Raw genomic sequence first — 16,723 nt, forward strand, 5'->3', positions numbered from 1 at the left:
GATTTCATGTCTGATACACCAATTTCCTTATTTTCCGACCTTAACCTGAGCGAGCCGCTGATTCGCGCGCTCAAGGATGTCGGTTACGAAACACCGTCGCCTATCCAGGCGGCCACGATTCCATTATTGCTCGCCAACCGCGACGTGCTGGGCCAGGCGCAAACGGGCACGGGTAAAACCGCCGCCTTCGCCTTGCCTATCCTGTCGCGCATCGATCTGAAACAAAGCTCACCCCAAGCCCTGGTCCTGGCACCGACGCGCGAACTGGCCATCCAGGTCGCCGAAGCGTTCCAGGTGTACGCCGCCCACATTCCCGGCTTCCACGTGCTGCCGATCTACGGCGGCCAAAGCTACGGCCCGCAGCTGTCGGCCCTGCGCCGCGGCGTGCACGTCATCGTCGGCACGCCTGGCCGCGTCATCGATCACCTGGACAAGGGTTCGCTCGACCTGTCCAAGCTGAAAACCCTGGTGCTGGATGAAGCCGATGAAATGCTGCGCATGGGCTTTATCGACGACGTCGAACGTATCTTGAAAGAAACGCCAGACGGCCATCAAACGGCCCTGTTCTCGGCCACCATGCCTTCCGTCATCAAGCGCATCGCCACCACCTACCTGGTGAACCCGGCCGAAGTGACGGTCGCCGCCAAGACGGGCACGGCCGACAACATCCGCCAGCGCTACTGGCTCGTGTCGGGCATGCACAAGCTCGACGCGCTGACGCGCATCCTGGAAGCGGAAGCGTTTGACGGCATGATCATCTTCGCCCGCACCAAGCTGGGCACGGAAGAGCTGGCCGGCAAGCTGCAAGCGCGCGGCTTCTCGGCCGCCGCCATCAATGGCGACATCCAGCAAGCCCAGCGCGAGCGCACGATCCAGCAGTTGAAAGACGGCAAGATCGACATCCTCGTGGCAACCGACGTGGCCGCCCGCGGCCTGGACGTCGAGCGCATCAGCCACGTCGTCAACTACGACGTGCCGCACGATCCGGAAAGCTATACCCACCGCATCGGCCGCACGGGCCGCGCCGGCCGCAGCGGCGAAGCGATCCTGTTCATCACCCCGCGTGAAAAGAACTTGCTGAAAGCCATCGAACGCTCGACCCGCCAGCCGATCGGCATGCTGGAATTGCCGACGATCCAGGCCGTCAACGACGTGCGCATCGCCAAGTTCAAGGAACAGATCAGCGAAACCTTGGCCCTGGGCGAACTGGAGCAGTTCCAGTCGCTGATCGAGGATTTCGAGCGCGAACAGAACATTCCCGCCATCGAGATCGCCGCCGCCCTGGCGAAGATGGCGCGTGGCAATACGCCGCTGCTGCTGGACAAGAACAAAGCGCGCGAGCAAGCCACGTGGCAAGACGACCGTCCTGTGCGCCAGGACCGTTTTGAGCGCAACGACCGTCCGGAACGCGGTGACCGCTTCGACCGTAACGAGCGCAGCGAACGCCCGGCCTTCCCGAAAAAGGAACGCATCCAGCGTCCGGCCGACGCCGGCATGCAGACCTTCCGTATTGAAGTCGGTCATCAGCATGGCGTGAAACCGGGCAATATCGTGGGCGCCATCGCCAACGAAGCGGGCATCGATTCGAAAAACATCGGCCGCATCGAAATCTATGACGACTACAGCGTCCTGGACTTGCCAGACAGCATGCCGAAAGAATTGCTGGATCAGCTGAAGACCGTGTGGGTCGCGGGCCAGCAGCTGCGCATCAGCCGCGACGGCGACGCGCCGGACCTGGCGCCGCCAGCCGCGCCGCGCAAGCCGTTTGCAGCCAAGTCCGCGCCAGCGTTCAAGGATGCGCCAGCGGACGCGGGCGACGCAGCACCTGCGCCGCGCGCGCCGAAGAAGGAACGTCCACGTCCAGGCGTGACGGCTTACCGCATCGAAGTAGGCCGTGAGCACGCCGTGACGCCAAGCAACATCGTGGGTGCCATCGCCAACGAAGCGAACCTGGAAGCCAAGCATATCGGCCGCATCGATATCTTTGACAACTACAGCGTGCTGGACCTGCCGGAAGGCATGCCGCCGGAAATCCTCGACCACCTGAAATCGGTCGTCGTGTCGGGCCAGAAACTGCGCATCAGCCTCGATGACGGCACGACGGAGCGCAAGCCTGCGCCGCCGCGTCCGAAATCGCCACCGCGTAAATCATTCAAGTAAGCTGTCCCTGCACAGGCGCCTCCCCGGCGCCTGTGTCGCGGATTGGAGACAGTTCCCCCACTGGCGCGTTCGCGCCAGTTTTTATTTTCCCTCAAGAAATGTTCGTGGTTGCGGCGTTATGGTTGGCGGCAGGCCCCGTCATGGGCCGGCGCATATTGCGGCGCTTGCGCGTTTTTTTATCGGCGCAAACACCATATTTATTGGCTGCCGCATCGATACATAATTTTTTATTAATTATTGTGTCTGCTTCCAATTTGAATTTTACATTCAATAAAATCAATCTAGTTGAATCAAAGTAAATTCTAAAACATAAATGAATTGGTTTTTATTAAATTTTTTGACCAGTGTCACTGCCGCCGGGGCGATATATCATGGGTGCTTGATGTGGTATATTGTTTTTATGATTTTGTTATGCTAGTTGATAAAAATAGAGGAGCGACGATGCGGGTCAATACGCCTATCACGCAAAATGAATACGTATTAAATGAAGGCATGACGATTGTTTCCACCACGGATTTACAGGGAAACATCAATTACGCCAATCAGTATTTCATTGAGGTCAGCGGTTTTTCAGAAATGGAACTGCTGGGTGCGCCACAGAATATCCTGCGTCATCCCGATATGCCGGCTGAAGCGTTTGCCGACCTGTGGGACACCATCAAGACGGGCATGCCGTGGACCGGCATGGTCAAGAACCGTTGCAAGAATGGTGACTTTTACTGGGTCTTCGCCAATATCACACCCGTCATCGAAAACGGCCGCCCGATCGGCTATATGTCCGTGCGCACCAAGCCCACGCGCGAGCAGATCAACGAAGCGGCAGCCCTGTATAAAAGTTTTAAAGACGGCAATAGCGCGAACCTGGCGATCCGCAATGGCCGCGTCGTGCGCCAGGGCTGGGCCGCCAAGCTGGCCGAGTGGCGCAAGCTGAGCCTGTCGCAAGACATCGCCCTGCATTGCATCATCTTGGGCGTGGTGCTGGCCATCCTCGGCTGCGCCGTGTGGAATATCGACGGCGACACGAGCACGGCCACGCGCAGCTGGCTCAGCGGCGCCGCCGCTGCCGCCGTCGCGCTGATGCTGTATTTCTGGGCCCATCTGCACAATTCCATCGTCGCGCCGCTGGGCGACGCCATTACGGTGGCGCGCAAGATGGCCGGGGGCGACTTGACGGGCGTGATCGACAAGGTGCGCGACGACGATATGGGTCAATTGATGGCGGCCTTGCGCCAGACCAATATCAACTTGCACAGCATCATCGGCGACGTGCGCGCCAACTTCGAGGATATCCGCATCACCACGGCGGAAATCGCCACGGGCAATATGGACTTGTCCAGCCGCACGGAGTCGCAGGCGTCCAGCCTGGAGCAGACGGCGGCCAGCATGGAAGAGCTGACATCGACCGTGCAAAACAGCGCCGACCACGTGGCCACGGCCAATGACCTGGCGGTGCAGGCATCGACCGTCGCGGCCAGGGGCGGCACCATCGTCAGCGAAGTGGTCACCACGATGGACGAGATCAGCTCGTCGTCGCGCAAGATTCTCGACATCATCGGCTTGATCGACGGCATCGCCTTCCAGACGAACATCCTCGCCTTGAACGCGGCCGTGGAAGCGGCGCGCGCAGGCGAGCACGGCCGCGGCTTCGCCGTCGTGGCGGGCGAAGTACGGAGCCTGGCGCAGCGTTCTGCCACGGCGGCGAAAGAGGTGAAAAACCTGATCGACCATTCGATCGCCACCGTGAATGCGGGCAGCGTGCTGACCAGCAATGCGGGCGCCACCATGACGGAAGTGATCGCCTCGGTGGCCCGCGTGACGGAAGTGATGGACGAGATTTCCTCGACCACGCGCGAGCAGAACCAGGGTATCGGCCAAGTCAACCAGGCCGTCATCCACATGGATGGCATCACGCAGCAGAATGCGGCCCTGGTCGAGCAGGCGGCCGCGGCCGCCACCAGCCTGGCGCAGCGCACCGAGAGCGTGGCCCAGTCGATCGGCATCTTCAAATTGAAGGCCTCGCCCAAGCGCAAGGCTGCCGGCGTGGGGCGCAGCCCCAGCGTGGCGTCGCGGGCCTTGCTGAAGGCAAGATAATTACCCCAACGGCGAAAGGCTGGGGTCAGTCACTGCGTGACCGGAATGCTTCCCATTGGGAGCATTCCCCGCGGGTTTTGTCTGTGGGGTTACTCTTACTTCTTCACCCGGTACACGTCCCCGCTGCGCACCTTCTTCACCACCCCATCCCCGCCAAACAAAATGACATATTCTCCCTGCGCGCCAGAGGCCGCCGGGTAGCTGTACATCCACACTTCATTGCCGCTGTCGAAACGGATGGCCGTGCTGTCGCCCAGCGCGGCGCGCACCTGTTCGCGCGTGCTGCTGCCCGGCTGCACCGTCTGTTCCAGGGTGGCGTAAGGCACATTCTTGCTTGCCTGCAAGGCGCGCGTGCCGGAACAGGCGGCCAGCAATGCCAGCACGGGAAATACCAGCCACTTCATGGCGCCACCTCGTCCATATAGTCAAATTCCAGCAGGGTATCGTCGGGCCAGCTGGCATCCCACAGGGGCGCGTAATACGTGCGGTCGAGCAAGACCTGGCAATCGCAATAGGGCAGCGAGGCGGGCGTCTGCTCGCCGCCCGCATACAGCATTTTGAACGGCAGGGCCAGGCGCCGCTCCCCATGCACGAGGGTCACGCCGAACAGGGGCCGCTCCGTGAAGAACAGATAATTGCCGTCCGGCTGCGAGCAGACCTTGTCGGTGCTGTAGAGCATGCTGGACAGCCAGGCGATGATTTGCGGGTCGTTCGAGATCAGGCCCGAATCCATGCCGGCGCGGCATTCCAGGCGCAGGTCGCCCAGGCGCCGCGTGCCGGGCGGCAAGCCGGGCGTGATGACCTGCGCGCGCCAGCTCATGGTGGTCGCCTTGCGGTTGGCGATCAGCACGGCATCCTCGCGCGCGGCCTGTGCATTGCGCACGGGGGTAAAGCTGTTGTCCTCGGCCAGCGGCAAGGGGATGCTGACGGTGTCGCCCGCGATGCGCAGCTGCACGCCCGTCATGTCCACGCCGGGCTGGCGCGGCAGCAGACGAAAGCGCAGCACGGCATGCGGCGCCAGCGCATGGTCGCGCTCGAAGCGGTCCACGCCCTGCAGCATCTTGCGATACGATTTATCGACGGGGTCGCGCGTGGCGTCCACCTTGACTTGCGGCACTGGCGCGGTTTGCGCCAGCACAACAGTGCCATGGAACAGCATTGCCAGCAGGGGCAGCAGAAGAGGGCGGTAAGTAGGCATGGCTTGATGCTACGCCTTTTTGCGCGGCAGCCACGCACGGGTGGGCCTATCAATATTCGCTATATTTGCGCGCGTCGCCACGTACCTGCTGCGCCGGGTATTTCTGCGCGTTCAGTTCCATTTTTTCCAGTACGGCCGCGTGCAGGTCGACGCCGCTCTTGTCGGCCAGGCGCACCAGATACATCAGTACGTCGGCCAGCTCGTGGCGGATGCCCGTGCGTTTCGCTTCGTCCAGTTCGCTATCCGCGCCCGTGGGCAGCCACTGGTAGTGCTCGGCCAGTTCCGCCACTTCCACGGACAGGGCCATGGCCAGGTTTTTCGGCGTGTGGAACTGGTCCCAGTCGCGCTCGTCGGCAAAGGCGCGCAGGCGCGCGCGGATGTCGAGCAGGCTGTCGGATGGGGCGCTCATGTGGCCGCCTGCAGCGGTTTTTCCATGAAGACACTGAACGGATCGTCGCGATAGTCGCCGTACGGTCCGCGCCGCTGGTAGCCGTGGTGCGCGTACAGGGCGATAGCCTCGGGCTGGTGGATGCCCGTCTCCAGGGTCAGCAAGCGGCAGCCGCGCGCCAGCGCCTGTTCTTCCAGCACGGCCAGCAGGCGCTTGGCCAGGCCCAGACCGCGGCTGTCCGGGTGCACATACATGCGCTTGACCTCGCCGAAATCGGGCGTGACGACGATGGCGCCGCAGGCGCGCGCCGCACCTGCCGCATCGCGGGCGACGGCAAACAGCAGGGTTTCCGGCGGCAGGGACGCCAGGTCCAGCGAGTAGACGCATTCGGCCGGATACAGCGTTTGTTGATAGGCATCCAGCTCGGCGATCAGGGTTTGCACGTCCGCTTGCTGCGGCGATTCCAGGTGAATTTGCATGGGGAAAGCACGTTGACTGAGATTCCCCCATGGTATCACTGCGGCCGCGCCAGGCGCATCGTCAAGCCGATGGGCGACATCACAAACCCCATCAGTTCCTGCGCCTCGCCGCCATCGGGCGTGTCGACGCCGGCGATGTCGAAGCTGCCCAGCAGCATGGCCATGGCAATCTTGATTTCCAGCAAGGCCAGATAGCGGCCCGGGCACGTGCGCAAGCCGGCGCCGAAGGGCATCGAAGCGCGCTTGTTGTTGGCCTCGCCGCTGTCGGCCAGCCAGCGTTCGGGCTGGAAGGCCAGCGGGTCGGGAAAGTGCGCATCCGATACGGTGTCGTTGCGCATCACGCACCAGACGAGGGTGCCGGCCGGCACGGCGATGTCGCCGATAACCGTGTCGCGCAGCGCTTCGACGGGCAGGAAGGGCGCCACGGGCTTCAAGCGCATGGCTTCGCTGGCGCAGGCGCCCAGGTAATCGAGGCTATCCATCTGCTCGATCGTGAATTGGGCCGCGTCGGGCGCCAGGCGCCGCACTTCCTCGCGCGCCTTCGCCAGAGTCTGCGGATTGCATTGCAGCAAATAAATCATCCAGGACACCGTGTTGGCCGTTGTATCCTCGCCCGCCAGCAGCATGGTCAGCACATTGCCGGCTACGTTGCGGTCCGTCACGCCGCTGCCTTCCAGGTCGGCGGCGGCGATCATGGCTTCGAGCAGGTTGGGCGGATGCGCGCGGCGCGCCGGGTCGTGCGCCATGCGCGCGCGCGCCTGCTGCACCAGGTCCGCCACGGCGGCGGACAGGGCCGCCACGTCGCGGTCCAGCCGGCGGTCGATGGGCAGCTTGACATAGCGCCAGTACGGGAACATGGACAGGCTGCGCCGCGCCACGGCGGGCAGGATATCGTCCATGTGGCGCTGGATCACGTCTTCGCCCGATTCGAGCGTATTGACTTCCGTGCCGAAGGCCAGGCCGGCGATGATGTCGACCGTGTAGCGTTTCAGGTCGCCATCGAGGTCGATCGCCTGGCCTTGCGTGGCGGCCAGATGCCAGCGCCGCTGCAGGCGCTGCGCCACCGTCACCAGCGCGGGGAAGTAGGCCTTGATGGCGCCCGGCGCCATGCCGGCCATGACCATGCGGCGCTGGTTGCGCCACTCCGTGCCCTCGGCCAGGAACAGGCCGGGCACGCCGCCCATTTCGTCGGAGACCACCGAACTGCTCAGGGGGCGGCGAAAACCGTCGGGCCGGTCGCGCAGCACGGCGCCGACGGCCTCGCTGTCGGCCACCACCAGTACCAGGGTGCGGCCGAACCAGGCGCGCATGAAGGGGCCGTAGCGCTGTACCCATTGTTCCACGTCGCGGTGGATGCGCGTGAGTTTGAGCTGCAGGCTGTTGCCGACGATGGGCAAGGCGAAGGGCCCCGGCAGGCGGCGGATCTGGCGCAGGGGCGTGGCGACGGCGGGGGCGGCGTGGTCGAGTGGCGGCATGAACATCTCCTGTCGATACGGTAAAAGTACGAGGATTGCTTGCAATAATGGCCACACTCTACGCGATTGCGGCCCGTTTGTATTGAACGAATACGACATCGTGCGCGGCCAGAAATTGCCGGCACAATCGCCGCTATGCCAGCCGCCCCTACGCCCCTGACCCGTTTGATCGCCCCGCGCGCCGCGCTCGCTTCCTGCGTGCGCGCCATCCTCGTGCGCGACACCACGGGCTGCGCGCCCTTGCCGCCGGCGCAGCGCCTGAACCGCTTTCCCGCCGCGCCCATGTGCAGCATCGTCTGGACCGTCGCCGGCCACGTGGAAGCGGCCGCGCCGGGCCTGTCGCTGGCGGACGTGCGCATGCCGCCCGCGCTGTTCGGCGGCCCCCGTTCGTATCCGCTGGTCAGCTACAACCCCGGTCCCGTGCACTCGTTTGTCGTGATGTTTTATCCGGCCGCCCTGCATGCGTTGACTGGCATATCGATGGATGCCTTGCTGGACCAGTTCCGCCCGCTCGACGCGCTGTTCGATGCCGACTGGCTGGCCCTGTCCGACGCCGTGCTGGCCGCGCCGGACGACGCGGTCCGCGTCAGGCTGGTGGAGGATTTTCTGGCGCCGCGCTGGCTGCTGGCGCGCAAGAATGGCGACCAACCGGCCGGCGCCATCCAGGACTGGGTGCGCCGGCTGGGCGTGCAGGCCGCATCGACGGGCCTGGCCAGCAGCGCGCGCAACATCGAGCGCCGCATCAAGGCCTGGGCCGGCCAGCCCATGCGCACCTTGCGCCGTATGCGCCGCGCGGAACAGCTGTTCCTCGACGAGCGCGGCGCCATCCTGCAGGGCACGGCGTCATGGTCCGACGTCGCCGCCAGCGGCGGCTACGCCGACCAGGCGCATTTCTGCCGCGAGACGCGCGAAATCACGGGCTTGAGTCCCACGGAACTGGCGCGCGCCATGAAAGAAGATGAAAGCTACTGGATCTACCGGATATGGGCGTAGGTCGGATTAGCTCGTAGAGCGTAATCCGACCACATCGTTGGCGCGGCCGGTGGTGGTGTCGGATTACGCGAGGCGTTGCCCCGCTAATCCGACCTACCGGCCGCTGTACATTTTGCCCTTGATCAGGCAGCTTCATGGCACCTCGTGCCGGGCTTCATATGGGAGGTTGGCGTAGGTCGGATTAGCGAGGCTTCGCCTCGCGTAATCCGACCTACCGTTCCTTGTACACCTTGCCCTTGGATAAGGTTACTTCATGGTGCCCCGCGCCGGGGGCCATCATGGGGAAGCAGTTTTCCGCGCCGTGCACGCGCACGTCGAGGAAGTACGGGCCTTCGGAGGCCAGGCAGGCCACCAGTGCCGCGTCGAGGTCTTCGCGCCGGCTCACCGTGTGCGCCTGCCAGCCGAACGCGCGCGCCAGGGCGACGAAGTCGGGCAGCGCTTCCGTGTAGCTGTGGCTGTAGCGCCCGCCGTGTATCAGTTCCTGCCACTGGCGCACCATGCCCATGTAGCCATTGTTCGACAGCACCACTTTCACGGGCAGGCGGTGCTGCACGGCCGTGGCCAGTTCCTGGATATTCATCAGGATCGAGGCGTCGCCGCTGACGCACACGACGCACTTGTCCGGGTGGGCGATCTGCGCGCCGATGGCGGCCGGCAAGCCATAGCCCATGGTGCCGGCGCCGCCCGAGGTGAGCCAGCGGCGCGGCTGCTCGAAGCGCAAATGCTGCGCCGCCCACATCTGGTGCTGGCCCACGTCGGTCGAGACGATGGCGTCGCGGTAGTCCATTCTGTCGAGCGCCGCCTGCAGCCGGCGCATCAGCGCCTGCGGCGCGATGACGTCGGGCGTGTCGTCGAACACCAGCGAGTCCTGCGTGCGCCAGCCGTCGATGCGCTGCCACCACGGCTGGCGGTCCGCCAGCAATCGCCCGCGCAGCTGCACCAGCAGAGCCGCCAGCACGGGCGCGCAGTCGCCGCGCAGGGCCACGTCGGCGCGCACCACCTTGCCGATCGACGCCGGGTCGATATCGACGTGGATGATTTTCGCGCCGGGACAGAAGGCATCGAGACGTCCCGTCACCCGGTCGTCGAAGCGGGCGCCGACGCAGACGATCAGGTCCGCATGGTGCATGGCCAGGTTCGCTTCCAGCGTGCCGTGCATGCCCAGCATGCCGAGGAAGGCCGGGTGCGAGGCGGGAAAGGCGCCCAGGCCCAATAAGGTCAGGGTGCACGGCGCGGCCGCCAGCTTCACCAGCTGGCCGAAGGCGGCGCAGGCGGCGGGGCCGGAATTGACGAGGCCCCCGCCGCCATAGAACACGGGCTGGCGCGCGGCGGCGATCAGGCTGGCGGCCCGTTCAAGATCGGAGGCTGCCGGCATCGGCATCGGGGCCGGCGTGGCAGGGGCCAGCACCGTCGCTTCCTGCACCGGTGCCAGCTGCAGATCCTTGGGAAAGTCGACCAGCACGGGCCCCGGCCGGCCTTGCGTGGCTTGCGCGTACGCTTCGCGCACAACGGCCGCCGTTTCATCGGCCGTACGGATTTGCCGGTTCCACTTGGTGACGGGGCGCGAAATGCCCAGCGCGTCGCATTCCTGGAAGGCATTCGTGCCGATGCTGGTGGTAGCCACTTGGCCGCTGATGCAGATGACGGGTATCGAATCGCACAGGGCGTCGAGCAAGCCCGTGGTGGTATTGCTCATGCCGGGGCCGGACGTGACGAAGACGACGCCGGGCCGGCCCGTGCTACGTGCGTAACCTTCGGCCGCGTGCACGGCCGCCTGTTCGTGGCGCACGAGAATATGGCGCAGGCGGGGCTGGGCGTGCAGCGCGTCGTACAGGGGCAGCACGGCGCCGCCCGGATAGCCGAAGACGGTATCGACGCCCAGGGACAGCAGGGTGTCGATCAGGGTGCTGGCGCCGTTATGGGAGGCGCGCGCGAGGAGGGGAGCTGGATCGGGTTTCATGGCCTTATTTTCTGCCTGATGCGGCAGAAAAGGCTGCTGGTTTTCTCGTATAGAATGCAGTATTCAGCAAAATTTGCTGTGAAATAAGGAATTGACGGAATGAAGCTCGATAAATTCGACCTCGCCATCCTGACGGCCCTGCAGCAGGATGCCCGCATCAGCCTGCACGACCTGAGCGCCAAGGTGGGCCTGACCTCGTCGCCATGCTGGGCGCGCATCAAGCGCATGGAAGACGATGGCGTCATCGAGGGTTATACGGTGAACGTCAACGCGGCCAAGGTGGGACTGGCCGATACCGTCATCGTGCAAGTCACCCTGGACGACCATTCCGACCAGGCCCTGTTTGAATTCGGCCACGCGCTGGCCATGATCCCGGAAGTGCTGGAAGCGTTTCTTGTGTCCGGCGACTACGATTACTACCTGCGCATCGCGGTGAGCGACACGCGCGACTACGAACGCCTGCTGCGCGAGCGCCTGTATAAAATTCCCGGTATCCGCCACAGCAAATCGAGTTTTGTCTTGCGCCAGCTCAAGCAAAGCTATCTTCCCTTGCAGCGCTGACTTTTGTTATCCCTTCCCAGCACGGCGGGAGTTTTTCCCTAGCCCATCCCCCGGTGGCTGTCCGATACTGGACAGTAATAAAAAACACGATAAATCGGGGACCTGCATGAGACTGACCTTATTCGCGGCGGCCGCCATGGCGCTGTGCCAGGCGCAAGCCGCCGACCTTGCCGATTCTGCCAACCTGGAGCCGGCGTACGACTTGCCCACCGTCATCATCACGGGCAGCATGCCGCTGCCCACCGTGGAGCAGCCGCGTGATGCGCTCGCCGCGCCCGTGCAGACGGCCGGCGCGCAGCAGATCGCCGGCAGCGGCGCGCTCGATATCTCCGCCTTCCTGCGCCGCAACCTGGGCAGCGTCTATGTGAACGAGGTGCAGAACAACCCCTTCCAGCCCGACGTCAGCTACCGCGGCTACACGGCCTCGCCCCTGCTGGGCACGCCGCAAGGACTTTCCGTGTACCTCGACGGCATGCGGCTGAACCAGCCGTTTGGCGATGTCGTCAGCTGGGATTTGATCCCGCGCATGGCCATCGCCTCGCTGACCCTGATGCCAGGCTCGAACCCCCTGTTCGGCCTGAATACCCTGGGCGGCGCGCTGGCCCTGCAGACCAAGGATGGCAAGAGCAATCCCGGCACGGCCGTCGAGGCGCGCCTGGGTTCGCATCAGCGGCGCGCCGTCGAGGTCGAACATGGCGGCAGCCATGCCAGCGGCTGGCACTGGTATGTGACGGGCAACCGTTTCAAGGAAGACGGCTGGCGCGACGATTCCCCGTCCGACGTGCGCCAGTTGTTTGGCAAGCTGGGCTGGAGCGATGCGCGCACGGACATCGCCGTCACCGTGGCCCACGCGGACAATGCGCTGACGGGCAACGGCTTGCAGGAGCAGCGCATGCTGGCGCGCGATTACCGCAGCGTCTACACCAAGCCGGACCTGACGGAAAACAGGTCGACCCTGCTGAACCTGACGGGCAAGCACCAGGCCGGCGCCGGCCTGCTCTTGTCCGGCAATGTGTACTACCGCAAGATCGACACGCACACGTTCAATGGCGACCTGAACGACGAGTCGCTCGACCAGTCCGTCTACCAGCCCGGCGCGGCCGAGCGGGCGGCCCTGGCGGCGGCCGGCTACACGGGCTTTCCCGCCAGCGGGGCGAACGCGTCGAATACGCCTTTCCCGAAGTGGCGCTGCATCGGCAACGTGCTGCTGAACGATGAACCGGCCGAAAAATGCAACGGCATGCTCAACCGCAGCCATACGCAGCAGGAAAACTATGGTTTGTCGGGTCAGTTCACGGCGCTGGCCGACCTGGCCGGGCAGCGCCACGCCGTCACGGTCGGCGCCGCCTTCGATGCCAGCCACGCCACGTTTCGCCAGACCAGCCAGTTCGGCTATCTGAACCCGGACCGCAGCATCACGCCCGTCGACTTCTTTGCCGACGGTACGGAAATCGACGACGACGGCACGCCCGTCGACAACCGCGTCGACTTGAGCGGGCGCATGCGCACGTGGAGCGTGTATGCGAGCGACAGCATTGCGCTGAATCAAGCATTGACCTTGACCATCTCCGGCCGCTACAACCGCAGCACCGTGCGCAACCGCGACGCCATCACGCCCGGCGGCGGCAGCGGCTCGCTCGATGGCGACCACCGTTTCAGCCGCTTCAATCCCGCCATCGGCCTCGCTTATGCGCCGGCCGATGGCGTGAGCGCCTATCTCGGCTACAACGAAGGCAGCCGCACGCCGACGGCCATCGAACTCGGCTGCGCCGACCCGGACAACCCGTGCCGCCTGCCCAACGCCATGGCGGGCGATCCGCCCTTGAAACAGGTCGTCACCAAGACGTGGGAAGCGGGTCTGCGCGGCAAGCTCGCCGACGTGGCCCGCTGGAGCGCCGGCGTGTTCCGCGCGGAAAACCACGACGATATCCTGTTCGTGGCCGACAATCAGGCCGGTTTCGGCTACTTCAAGAATTTCGGCAAGACGCGCCACCAGGGCGTGGAACTGGCGGCGGGTGGCAAGGCCGGTGCGCTGGACTTCGGCGTTAACTACACGTGGCTGCAGGCGACGTATCAAAGCCGGGAGCTCGTCAACGGCAGCGCCAACAGCAGCAGCGATGCGCAGGCGCCCGGCCTGGAAGGCAATATCGTCATCACGCCCGGCAACCGCATTCCGCTGACACCGAGCCATATCTTCAAGGCGCACGTGGACTATCAGGGCGGACGCGACTGGACGGTGGGCCTGGCCATGACGGCCGTGTCGAGTTCCTACGCGCGCGGCAATGAAAACAACCGGCACCAGGCGGGCGGCCCGTCATACCTGGGTTCCGGCAAGAGCGGCGGCTACGCCGTGGTGGAGCTGAACGGCAAGATCCAGCTGACGCCACGGCTGAGTGTGTTTGCGCAGATAAACAACCTGTTCAACCGCCAGTACGCGACGGCGGCGCAACTGGGCGCCACGGGCTTCGACGCCAACGGCAATTTTGCCGCCCGGCCGCTGCCCGCCGTGAACGGCGAGTATCCGATGGTCAACGCGACCTTCTATGCGGCCGGCGCGCCGCGCAGCGTGAATGCGGGTCTGCGCTACGCGTTTTAAGGGAGGATATGCTCGATGACCCCGTTGCGCAGCGCAAGATGGACGAGGGCGGCGGGGCCGGGCACGTCGAGCTTTTCCTTGATGCAGGTCTGGTGGTTGGCCACCGTCTTGCTGCTCAGGTGCAGCAGGCGGGCGCAGTCGGCGGCGCTGCGGCCTTCGGCCAGCAGGCGGAAGATTTCGAATTCGCGCTGGCTCAGGCTGCTCAAACGCTCCGCTTCCATGCGGGCCGTACCGTGCAGCACGCCCGGTGCGCTGTGCGGATCGAGGTAGCGGCGGCCCGCGTGGGCGGCGCGCACGGCGTCGACCAGGTGTTCCGGGTCGGCTTGCTTGCTGACGAAGCCGCAGGCGCCGCCGTCCAATGCGCGCGCGATCAGCTGCGGCGTGTCGTGCATGGTAAACACGAGCACGCGCGCGCCTGCGTCGCGCGCGAGCAGCTTGCGCAGCAATTCCAGGCCGCCGAGGCCGGGCATGGACAAATCCGTCACGCAGACGTCGGGCGCGTGCTCCTGGTGCAGGCCATACGCCGTTTCGCCATTGCCGGCCTCGGCCACGACGGCGATGTCGCCGCCCTGTTCCAGCAGCCGCCGGTAGCCCGTGCGCACCACAGGGTGGTCGTCGACCAGCATCACGCGGATCGGGGTCATGGCCGCGTTCATGCCGCACCGGCCGCCAGCGGCATCGCCACTTCGATGCGCAAGCCGTTGCCCAGCGCGCTGATCCAGCGGATATGGCCGCGCAGGCCGGCCACTCTTTCGCGCATGCCCAGCATGCCGAAGCCATCTGCTGGCGTTCTATCCGGACCAAAACCCTGGCCATTGTCTTCGATGGCCAGGTGCAGCACGCCGTGCGCATCGGCGCGCAATTCCACCGTGGCACGGTCGGCGCCCGCGTGGCGCGCCACGTTCGTCAAGCCTTCCTGCACCAGGCGGTAGACGGCGGTGGCGGTGCAGTCGTCGAGGCTGGCGGGGACGGCGTGCGGCGCGAAATGGCAGGCGATGCCGTGCTGCTGGGCCCAGCTGTCGCACAGCGCCTGCAGGGCCGGCGCCAATCCCAGGCTGTCGAGCACGGGCGGGCGCAGCCGGCGCAGCATCGTGCGCACCATCGCGTGCAGCGCTTCCGACGAGCGGGCGATGCTGGCGGCGCACGCCTGCACGTTCGCCTGGTCGCCGTCGCGCGCGCGCAGGATGTAGCTGGCGGCGGCGCGGATGGCCGTGCAATCCTGTCCCACTTCATCGTGCAGCTCGCGCGCCAGCGCGCAGCGCTCTTCTTCCTGCGCGCGCAGCAGGCGCTGTGTGAGGGCGCGGTTTTGCGCCAGCAGCAGCGCCACCTGGCGTCCGCGCCGCACGGCAAAGCCGGCCAGCGCCAGCGCCAGCAGCAACAGGCTCAGGGCCAGTTCATCGAGTTGCCAGTGTTCCTGGCGCCAGAGCGCGTGCGTCAGCCGTTCGGCCAGGTCCAGCCTGGCGGCCAGCAGGAAAAAAGCCAGTGCCAGCGCGCAGCACACGAGGATGCGCCGGGCCGGCCGCGTGCCTGCGCGGCCGCTGCCGGCCAGTTGGTAGTGTTCCATGATGCTGCTCCCTGAGCACGGTCGATCTCTTTGTTGTGCAAGCTTCATGCCATCGGCGCAGGGGCCTCTGGGGGCGCGTCATGCGGGGCAGGGGAGGGGATGACTGTTCCAGGATGGAACAGGTGTGCCGCGATGTGACGGTGGGCGCTTGCGCTGGCCGTAGGCACGGTTTTCGAGCTTATCTGAAGTCGCGCCGGCACGCTGGCGCGCACGCCTGCAGTGCGATGCATTGTTGTTCCAATGTAACGTTGAGCTTACTCAAACTTTCATAGATAAAACAAAACAAAGTTTCGCAGGCTTAGATAAAAAATAAATAAATGATATTAAAAATATGATATTTGTTTTATGCGATTTGCTATATTTGTTGACACTTTTGTGAAAAAGCTGAAAGCGGGCACCAGACCTGCCGACCTATCTATCCACAACAAACAAGGGAATAGAATGAATCGTCCATCACATGCGCGGGTATCACCCGCCACCGTCTATCCACCCGCTACCCGCGGCCGCACCACCGTCCTGGCCGCGCTGGCCGCCGTGTCCGTGCTGGTCTCGGCACCGGCCATGGCCGATGTCCTGACCTTCGATAATTTGCGTCCCGACGTGTATGAAAGCGGCCAGACGCTCAATACGTCGAGCTACAACCTGCGGTTCCTGGCCGACCCGACCACGGCGGCCGGCGGCGGCGTCAGCGGCGTGGGCGCCATCCTCGATGGCCGCGTGGGTTCGTCGTGCGATATCGCCGCCTGCCCGCAGGGCGCCACCGGCAACTACCTGGCCATCCTCAACGATGGCGGCGTGAATTTCGCGCGTGCCGACCGCCAGGCGTTCAGCCTGGCCGGATTCGACTATTCCTTCATCGCGCCCGTCTCCGGCTTGCCCAACATGCAGTGGGGCGAACTGCAGCTGAGCGGCACCCTCAGCAACGGCCAGGTGGTCAGCACCTCGCTGGCGTTTCCCGGCCAGGGCAGCGATGGCAATTACCATTTCCAGGGCGCTTCCCTGCTGGGCGGTTTCAGCAACTATGCGTTCACGGGCCTGACCTTCAACGCCTGCATTTTCAATGACACTGGCGTGTGCAGCAATTCCATCGATTTCCCCGCCTTTAACCAGGGCCAGTTTGCGCTCGATAATATCAACGTCAGCGCCGTGCCGGAACCGTCGACCTACCTGCTGCTGCTGGCCGGCCTGGGCGCCATCGGCATGCTGTCGCGCCGCCGCAGCGGCAAGGTCGCCGCGTTCACCGTGCAAGGAGCGTGAG

At 64.8% G+C, this 16,723-nt stretch carries 14 protein-coding genes; 6 read left to right on the forward strand and 8 right to left on the reverse strand.

Features of this window, described 5'->3' with window-relative positions:
* Positions 1-6: 6 nt before the first annotated feature.
* Both JAB8_RS27655 and JAB8_RS27660 read left to right on the forward strand, forming a co-directional pair.
* Entirely contained in the window at positions 7-2,160 is a 2,154-nt protein-coding gene (locus tag JAB8_RS27655) for a DEAD/DEAH box helicase (RefSeq protein ID WP_070292476.1), read from the forward strand.
* Between the two features lie 441 nt (positions 2,161-2,601).
* Positions 2,602-4,251 carry a PAS domain-containing methyl-accepting chemotaxis protein gene (locus JAB8_RS27660; protein WP_070292421.1) on the forward strand — a complete coding sequence of 550 codons (1,650 nt, stop codon included), beginning with the start codon at positions 2,602-2,604 and terminating at the stop codon, positions 4,249-4,251.
* 95 nt (positions 4,252-4,346) lie between these two features.
* Here the strand turns inward: JAB8_RS27660 and bamE are convergent, their stop codons facing one another.
* The 5 genes from bamE to JAB8_RS27685 are packed head-to-tail and all read right to left on the reverse strand — an operon-like array spanning position 4,347 to position 7,791.
* A complete protein-coding gene (gene bamE, locus JAB8_RS29335; RefSeq protein ID WP_070292422.1) occupies positions 4,347-4,655 on the reverse strand; it encodes an outer membrane protein assembly factor BamE in 309 nt (102 codons plus the stop codon).
* Entirely contained in the window at positions 4,652-5,449 is a 798-nt protein-coding gene (locus JAB8_RS27670) for a hypothetical protein (RefSeq protein ID WP_070292423.1), read from the reverse strand. The genes bamE and JAB8_RS27670 overlap by 4 nt, the downstream gene beginning before the upstream one ends.
* A 49-nt stretch (positions 5,450-5,498) precedes the next feature.
* On the reverse strand, positions 5,499-5,858 hold the full coding sequence (locus JAB8_RS27675; protein ID WP_070292424.1) for a nucleotide pyrophosphohydrolase: 360 nt from the start codon (positions 5,856-5,858) through the stop codon (positions 5,499-5,501).
* Positions 5,855-6,316: a GNAT family N-acetyltransferase gene (locus JAB8_RS27680; RefSeq protein WP_070292425.1), complete on the reverse strand. Its 462-nt coding sequence runs from the start codon at positions 6,314-6,316 to the stop codon at positions 5,855-5,857. Before JAB8_RS27680 ends, JAB8_RS27675 begins: the two co-directional genes overlap by 4 nt.
* 35 nt (positions 6,317-6,351) lie before the next feature.
* Positions 6,352-7,791 carry a cytochrome P450 gene (locus JAB8_RS27685; protein WP_070292477.1) on the reverse strand — a complete coding sequence of 480 codons (1,440 nt, stop codon included), beginning with the start codon at positions 7,789-7,791 and terminating at the stop codon, positions 6,352-6,354.
* 135 nt (positions 7,792-7,926) lie between these two features.
* On the opposite strand from JAB8_RS27685, the gene JAB8_RS27690 reads away from it, so the two are divergent.
* The gene (locus tag JAB8_RS27690) at positions 7,927-8,784 is read left to right on the forward strand and encodes a helix-turn-helix domain-containing protein (protein ID WP_070292426.1); all 858 of its coding nucleotides are present in this window, start codon (positions 7,927-7,929) and stop codon (positions 8,782-8,784) included.
* A 211-nt stretch (positions 8,785-8,995) separates the two neighbouring features.
* Here the strand turns inward: JAB8_RS27690 and ilvB are convergent, their stop codons facing one another.
* The gene (ilvB, locus tag JAB8_RS27695; protein ID WP_070292427.1) at positions 8,996-10,744 is read right to left on the reverse strand and encodes a biosynthetic-type acetolactate synthase large subunit; all 1,749 of its coding nucleotides are present in this window, start codon (positions 10,742-10,744) and stop codon (positions 8,996-8,998) included.
* Positions 10,745-10,843: 99 nt separating this feature from the next.
* On the opposite strand from ilvB, the gene JAB8_RS27700 reads away from it, so the two are divergent.
* Both JAB8_RS27700 and JAB8_RS27705 read left to right on the forward strand, forming a co-directional pair.
* Complete coding sequence (locus tag JAB8_RS27700; protein ID WP_070217690.1) at positions 10,844-11,305, forward strand: Lrp/AsnC family transcriptional regulator; 462 nt, start codon at positions 10,844-10,846, stop codon at positions 11,303-11,305.
* A 106-nt stretch (positions 11,306-11,411) separates the two neighbouring features.
* The gene (locus JAB8_RS27705; protein ID WP_070292428.1) at positions 11,412-13,901 is read left to right on the forward strand and encodes a TonB-dependent receptor; all 2,490 of its coding nucleotides are present in this window, start codon (positions 11,412-11,414) and stop codon (positions 13,899-13,901) included.
* On the opposite strand, the gene JAB8_RS27710 is transcribed toward JAB8_RS27705, so the two are convergent.
* Together JAB8_RS27710 and JAB8_RS27715 are read right to left on the reverse strand one after the other, a co-directional pair.
* Positions 13,898-14,545, reverse strand: coding sequence for a response regulator transcription factor (locus JAB8_RS27710; RefSeq protein ID WP_070292478.1), 648 nt, complete (start codon positions 14,543-14,545; stop codon positions 13,898-13,900). The two genes, JAB8_RS27705 and JAB8_RS27710, sit on opposite strands and share 4 nt — an antisense overlap.
* 8 nt (positions 14,546-14,553) lie before the next feature.
* Positions 14,554-15,465 (reverse strand): histidine kinase, encoded by a 912-nt coding sequence (locus tag JAB8_RS27715; protein ID WP_070292429.1) that lies wholly within the window; start codon positions 15,463-15,465, stop codon positions 14,554-14,556.
* Between the two features lie 441 nt (positions 15,466-15,906).
* On the opposite strand from JAB8_RS27715, the gene JAB8_RS29770 reads away from it, so the two are divergent.
* A complete protein-coding gene (locus JAB8_RS29770; RefSeq protein ID WP_070292430.1) occupies positions 15,907-16,722 on the forward strand; it encodes an NF038120 family PEP-CTERM protein in 816 nt (271 codons plus the stop codon).
* The last annotated feature ends 1 nt before the right edge of the window (position 16,723 follow it).

Source organism: Janthinobacterium sp. HH106, from assembly GCF_001758725.1.
In the GTDB taxonomy this organism is placed as follows: domain Bacteria; phylum Pseudomonadota; class Gammaproteobacteria; order Burkholderiales; family Burkholderiaceae_D; genus Janthinobacterium.

Bases quoted from the DNA above. Each gene is read 5' to 3' on its own strand.
- JAB8_RS27655 (WP_070292476.1), top strand. From the start codon at position 7: ATGTCTGATACACCAATTTCCTTATTTTCCGACCTTAACCTGAGCGAG.
- JAB8_RS27660 (WP_070292421.1), top strand. From the start codon at position 2,602: ATGCGGGTCAATACGCCTATCACGCAAAATGAATACGTATTAAATGAA.
- bamE (WP_070292422.1), bottom strand. From the start codon at position 4,655: ATGAAGTGGCTGGTATTTCCCGTGCTGGCATTGCTGGCCGCCTGTTCC.
- JAB8_RS27670 (WP_070292423.1), bottom strand. From the start codon at position 5,449: ATGCCTACTTACCGCCCTCTTCTGCTGCCCCTGCTGGCAATGCTGTTC.
- JAB8_RS27675 (WP_070292424.1), bottom strand. From the start codon at position 5,858: ATGAGCGCCCCATCCGACAGCCTGCTCGACATCCGCGCGCGCCTGCGC.
- JAB8_RS27680 (WP_070292425.1), bottom strand. From the start codon at position 6,316: ATGCAAATTCACCTGGAATCGCCGCAGCAAGCGGACGTGCAAACCCTG.
- JAB8_RS27685 (WP_070292477.1), bottom strand. From the start codon at position 7,791: ATGCCGCCACTCGACCACGCCGCCCCCGCCGTCGCCACGCCCCTGCGC.
- JAB8_RS27690 (WP_070292426.1), top strand. From the start codon at position 7,927: ATGCCAGCCGCCCCTACGCCCCTGACCCGTTTGATCGCCCCGCGCGCC.
- ilvB (WP_070292427.1), bottom strand. From the start codon at position 10,744: ATGAAACCCGATCCAGCTCCCCTCCTCGCGCGCGCCTCCCATAACGGC.
- JAB8_RS27700 (WP_070217690.1), top strand. From the start codon at position 10,844: ATGAAGCTCGATAAATTCGACCTCGCCATCCTGACGGCCCTGCAGCAG.
- JAB8_RS27705 (WP_070292428.1), top strand. From the start codon at position 11,412: ATGAGACTGACCTTATTCGCGGCGGCCGCCATGGCGCTGTGCCAGGCG.
- JAB8_RS27710 (WP_070292478.1), bottom strand. From the start codon at position 14,545: ATGACCCCGATCCGCGTGATGCTGGTCGACGACCACCCTGTGGTGCGC.
- JAB8_RS27715 (WP_070292429.1), bottom strand. From the start codon at position 15,465: ATGGAACACTACCAACTGGCCGGCAGCGGCCGCGCAGGCACGCGGCCG.
- JAB8_RS29770 (WP_070292430.1), top strand. From the start codon at position 15,907: ATGAATCGTCCATCACATGCGCGGGTATCACCCGCCACCGTCTATCCA.